General features: G+C 47.0%; 5 protein-coding genes and 1 pseudogene. 2 read left to right on the top strand and 4 right to left on the bottom strand.

All coding sequences use genetic code 11. The annotated features are described in order from the left end of the window. Positions 1-376: IS200/IS605 family transposase (gene tnpA / locus BLV54_RS14225; RefSeq protein ID WP_143032534.1), on the top strand; the 376-nt coding region annotated here is incomplete at its 5' end. A gap of 83 nt (positions 377-459) precedes the next feature. Here the strand turns inward: tnpA and BLV54_RS14230 are convergent. The 4 genes from BLV54_RS14230 to BLV54_RS14245 all read right to left on the bottom strand — a co-directional run bounded on the left by BLV54_RS14230 (position 460) and on the right by BLV54_RS14245 (position 4,644). Beyond that, positions 460-915 (bottom strand): Csu type fimbrial protein, encoded by a 456-nt coding sequence (locus BLV54_RS14230; protein ID WP_176969792.1) that lies wholly within the window; start codon positions 913-915, stop codon positions 460-462. Beyond that, positions 912-3,344: a fimbria/pilus outer membrane usher protein gene (locus tag BLV54_RS14235; protein ID WP_090572269.1), complete on the bottom strand. Its 2,433-nt coding sequence runs from the start codon at positions 3,342-3,344 to the stop codon at positions 912-914. The genes BLV54_RS14230 and BLV54_RS14235 overlap by 4 nt, the downstream gene beginning before the upstream one ends. Before the next feature lie 74 nt (positions 3,345-3,418). Continuing rightward, positions 3,419-4,066: a fimbrial biogenesis chaperone gene (locus BLV54_RS14240; protein ID WP_176969793.1), complete on the bottom strand. Its 648-nt coding sequence runs from the start codon at positions 4,064-4,066 to the stop codon at positions 3,419-3,421. Between the two features lie 53 nt (positions 4,067-4,119). After that, positions 4,120-4,644, bottom strand: coding sequence for a Csu type fimbrial protein (locus BLV54_RS14245; protein ID WP_090572271.1), 525 nt, complete (start codon positions 4,642-4,644; stop codon positions 4,120-4,122). Between the two features lie 328 nt (positions 4,645-4,972). Between BLV54_RS14245 and BLV54_RS14250 the strand changes: the two are divergent. Continuing rightward, positions 4,973-5,272, top strand: a pseudogene (locus BLV54_RS14250) (hypothetical protein); the annotation flags it as partial. Positions 5,273-5,355 lie beyond the last annotated feature (83 nt).

The raw sequence follows: 5,355 nt of genomic DNA on the forward strand, positions 1-5,355 counted from the left end.
ATTTATTCCGAAGAGAAGGAAAAAGGTGATATTTGGAGTAATACGAAAGCACCTTGGGAAGGTATTGCACGAGTTAGCTGAGCAGAAAGAATGCCGGATAGTGGAAGGACATTTGATGCCTGATCATGTACATATGTGCATTAGTATTCCGCCGAAGTACTCAGTGTCTTACGTAGTAGGGTATATCAAGGGGAAAAGTGCAATATCGATAGCACGAAAGTTTATGGGGGAATCGAGGAATTTCACAGGTGAAAGTTTTTGGGCGCGTGGTTATTTTGTATCGATCGTAGGGTTGGATGAAGAGATGGTTAGAGAATATATCCGACATCAAGAGAAGGAGGATGAACATTATGATCAGCTCAAGCTTGGTATGTGATGCCACCTTTAGGTGGCGCCAATTCTTGCCCCCTTGAGGGGCTAACAGAAATAAGCCTCCGGCTCTGCCGGAGGTAATTTAACTTAATATGTCAGTGTCACAGCAATGATGTCACTATAGACACCTACACTCGCATTTTGCTGATTGAAAAGTGGGATAAAACCATAGATTGTGTGATTCTCAGTCCCTTCAGCAAGAAACGAACCATTAACTGTGTAGCTTCCGCCAGTACCGTCGCCCCAAATCTGACTATAGCCAGCATCAATGTAGAGATTATATTCTAAATAGTTGCCACTATTGATCATGCTGCGGGTGCTATAAGTGCCACTACTACCTGGAGAGAGGGAAAGTGTATAGAACACCGATTCGGAGCAAGTAACACTGATTGTGCCGGTACTTTCTACCGTATTATCGGTCAATGGATTGAAACTGCCGAAAACCAGCACTGATGAGTCAACTGTACAGGTCGAAGCAAACGCACTTGAAGCCCACAATTGATTCAGAAGCAACAAAACTGCTAATTGTAAAGGTTTGCTCATTGTGAATCTCCACAGATAAGGGGGCCGATAACCGGCTCCAGCGTACCATCGATAGGTAAAGTAATAGGCAAGTTGCAATGCCCATCCTGCCATTTCACGGTAATATGATTATCTGCCTCCAAGTCAGTCAGATATACTTGACCACGTCTAGCCACAGTATAGCTCAAGCCACTCGGTGAAACGGTGACGCTGGCACCAACCGGAACCGGCAGGCCGTTAGTTTGATGCAGCACTACTAATGCATTGCGTGTTTGTCGTACCGGAAATTCCACAAGCAGACCACTACGAGCATAAGGTGTCACCACCTCCTTTATGCCCTGAATCTCTGTATTAAAAGGCAATTCTCTTGGGTCAATGCTAATCTGGTTTTTCTGAAACGGCAGTAAGCTTGGCACCAGAGCCTTACCACTGCTATTGGTCGTAGCCACAATTTGATTGCTACGATACACCGGCACGCCTTCAAGATCACCCACTTTGACAACGGCAAAACTACCATGACCAATATTACGGGTAGCAAAAGGAAAGCCTTGTAAATAGCCTATCGAACCGTTTGCTCCCAGACGCACCGAATAACCGTTTTCTCCCAGATTAGTATCAGCTCTAATTTGTCCGTAATTGGTATTGAGAATTCCACCTGCTTGCAAATATTGGCGAGGGTCGTCGCTTGCGCGCAACCGCCAGCCGACCCCGGGCCCGAAAGGGACCGATTGGCTGGCTTGTACAGTATTGATAATACGCCCCGTGCTATCACGGGCCGTTCTGGCAGCTACTGTACGTTGCGAACCTAATGGAAGCATAAGATTGATTCCTCCTATCCAACCACTATTATGATCAAATTGTTTACTGACAAATATACTGGCGAACAGATTCAAGGGAAGTGCAATTCCTAAGTTAGCATTTGCCAGTTTAAAAGGGTCTTCATTCCAATTGGATTGGCTGATATAGCTCAGTCCAAGTGACGATCCCTGAAGGAAGGGAATCGGCATCCCATAACTCGCAGAAATACGATTACGTGGACGGATAGCTCCAGGCCGCTCAGCGAACTGCATATAACCACGATCAAAATACTCCCATTGAAGCGAGCCGGATCCGCTGAGTGATCGGCGTTCCAAACCGAATAAATAACGTCCTCCCTGTTCCCCTTCAGCTCTAGCATAGGCTGCCGCCGTGCGTGCGACGATATAATTTCCCAGTAAACCGCTCATCTCAATACCCGCAGCCTGACGCTGTTTCTGTATTTCAACCCGGGCTTCACCAGTAAATGCATCGCTGAAACCTTGCCTCCAGGTACCAGCGAAGAAAGGAGAGTCGTAATCATTGCTCCGAATACCGAAGTTTCTACGCAGCAAGCCAGCTTCGAACGAAAAACTCGATAGCCCTTTTGCCAGTAGACGAGGAGATGCATAATAGCTCTGTGTGACCAAAGTCTCAGTCCCGAGCATGTCACGTACCACCAGATTGATTTCTCCGGTTCCACTTACGACCGGGATATTGGTCAGTGTAAATGGCCCGGGTTCAACTGTCTGACTTTGTTGACGCTGATTGTTGATCAATACATCGATAGTGGAAGGCAAGGCCGCCGAACCAGTAATCGATGGTAATGGAAAAGTAAAATAACCGGGGCGAAGCGAGAAGTTTCGTGCCCATCGAATACCGCCGAAACGTACAGGCCTGCTCCAGGCGCCACCAGTACCAATGGTGTCACCAAGTACCAGCGTTTCCATAGTGTCGGGCAGATCCTTCTGGAGATAGGTATCCGTTCGGATAAATTCGAACTGATCCTCATTCCCCCGGGCTAATCCACCCGCTACTAACGAGCCCATGCGGTTAAATGCCACACTTTCCAGAAGCGCCCCGTAACTGATTTTACCGTCGCCGAGTCGCGTGCCGGTTAAATTGTAGTTAAAAAAGATGCCTGGCTGGGAATCATCAGTGGGAACAGTACCGCCCCGCCCATGATCCAGGGCGCTACTCTCAAAAGCTTCTGCAGGGGCGATAATGGTCAGTGCTAACTGACCATTATCAAGCTGGTATTGCAATCCTTTTATGGCATCCAGCGCGTGGCCGGTTTTCCCGTTGGTTAAGGTCAGTTGCTCGCCAACAGGGCGCAAACGCATATTCTGCCAGGCCTCCACAGGTAAAACCAAACGACCATCAGAAAGTTGCTCGGCCCAAATAATATCATCAAGCTTAATGGAATTGATCGTGACATCCAGCAGCAGAATCTGTGGCTTATTGTCGTACTCGGTTTCAAGAGGATGAGTTTTATTGTTAGCGGATCCTCCAGAGTGCTCGCGTTGTTCGGTCACAGAAGCGTGAGTTGACCGCGCACCCGACATCAAAACCAGAAGCAGCAGCCATATCGAGAAACGCGCGAATCTTCTCGTGCCGATAGCAAAATAAATGGCTACCCGCAGCACTAAAGCCATGATCACAATCTACATCCAGCTTTGCGATATATTTCAAACGAATAATCTCGTTTTCGAACAACCAGTACTCAAATCTAATCGGACAGGTTGGCTGAAATCGCTCCATGATTTACCGTTTCGGCTTTAATACTTACAGGCTGGCTTTGACCACGCGTTAAATCAAACTGCCAACTTTTCCAGGATTTGGAGAGCACGGTGCCACCGCTAATAGTCTTCTGCCATCCATCTCCTGCCACAACCAACTCCAGAAAACGAATACGGCGATTACCGTCGTTATCTAAGCGCACACAACCTTGGCCGGCAGGAGCGGAACATTTGCTCCAGCGTAAAGAAACCTTCTCCTCATCGGCAGGAACGACAAAAACTGGCAGGTTATGTCTAAATCTAATGTTAACTACACCCAGTTGAGGCGCTGATACCTCACTGACATCTTCCAGTATCAGACGATAGGCGCGTTCATCGTTATTCAGATTTGGAACACGCATGGCTACCCGGAAAATCTGTTTTGATTTCGGCGGTATCTGCGATATGGGTGGAGCAATGACTAATTCGTCAGTAGGCTCGTAGTGATCGTTGCCGTCAGATTGACGCCAAGATAGCGTTTCTGCCTGGAAATTGATAGGCTGATCCGATGGATTGCTGAGAGTGACCGACACGACCCGCTTTGCACTCGACAACTCGATCATGACAGGCGAAATGGTAACGGCATGAGCGCTATTCACAATCAATATGCTGACTGACAAAAGCCAGCATCCGAAGGATGACTGGCTTATCATTAGTAATCTACGCTCATGATTATCGTCGCTGCATACGGACCAGCAGGCTGATTACCATAATTGGCAACAGGAACTTTGCCATGAATGACCACTGCTTGTTCTGCACCATTTGCAGTATAACCAGTTATGGCTTCTGCTCCAAGGGCAGTAGTTGGCAGGTCGTCAGTTGCAGCTCCAGCGGTCTGGCTCAGATTGAAGGCAATACTGCTCCCCGTTGCGGTGCCTGATCCTACTAAAGTGCGAGCTGTTGCTGAATAAATCTTAGGATTTGTTCCTGTAGTGCAGGCAATCTGCAGTGTGTTGCCCGTATCCGCTGTAACATCTGCTTGGGATAACAGTGCAATGATGTTATTCCCGAAATCCAGTGTTGGATCTGAAACCGTGCAAGCACTTACCAATGTCCCCGATACACCCATCGAGCCCGTTTCGGTCGCAGCAAATACGCTCGAGCCACCGAACGCTCCCATAGCGGCTACCAGCATCGCTAAAAGGGATTTTTGACTGAAAATATTGATAGCTTTCATTACATACTCCAAGAAAGATCAACGGACAAAGCCTATCCATTGACCAACAAGTTAAAAAAAAACGTGCGTCTATACGTTTCAGTTTTATGAAACGTATACGACACACGAGATGATTTTCGTAAGCTTAGTAAAAAACGTGTGCCTATACGTTTATGAAACGAATGCGACACACAAAATAATTTTCGCAAGCTTAGAGATAAAAGTATCAGCCAATAAAGGGGGTCTTTTTATGTCTTTTCTCGGTTGAAATTTCGATACTAAGGTGCTGCCGATGATTTGGAAATTATCAGGTGATGTAACGTGCGATGGCGAATACGCCGTAACGATCTACCAGAAACGGTGGAAAGTTGAAGAATTTCATAAGTCTCTGAGATCCAATGCGGGATTGGCGAAATCACCAACCCGTACGGTAACCGCGCAAAACAACCATGTTTTCATGGCCATCTATGCCGTGTTCAAGCTGGAATACTTGAAGATCAAACACAAGGCCAATCATTTTGCACTACGAGCAAAACTTTTCATTAAAGCCAATCAGATAGCCTATGCTGAATTGCAAAAAATGAAAAGGTGTCTACCATTGAATTTGTGGATGACACCCATTATTAAGAAGCGTAGCATAACTTATTGATGGGGGTGTGGCTCAAGGTGTCCGTTGTGGATAATTCCGACTAACTCGGCACTGAAATGCCGCCCCTGTCGTCCGCATCATCC

The organism is Nitrosomonas sp. Nm33, assembly GCF_900107265.1.
GTDB lineage: Bacteria > Pseudomonadota > Gammaproteobacteria > Burkholderiales > Nitrosomonadaceae > Nitrosomonas.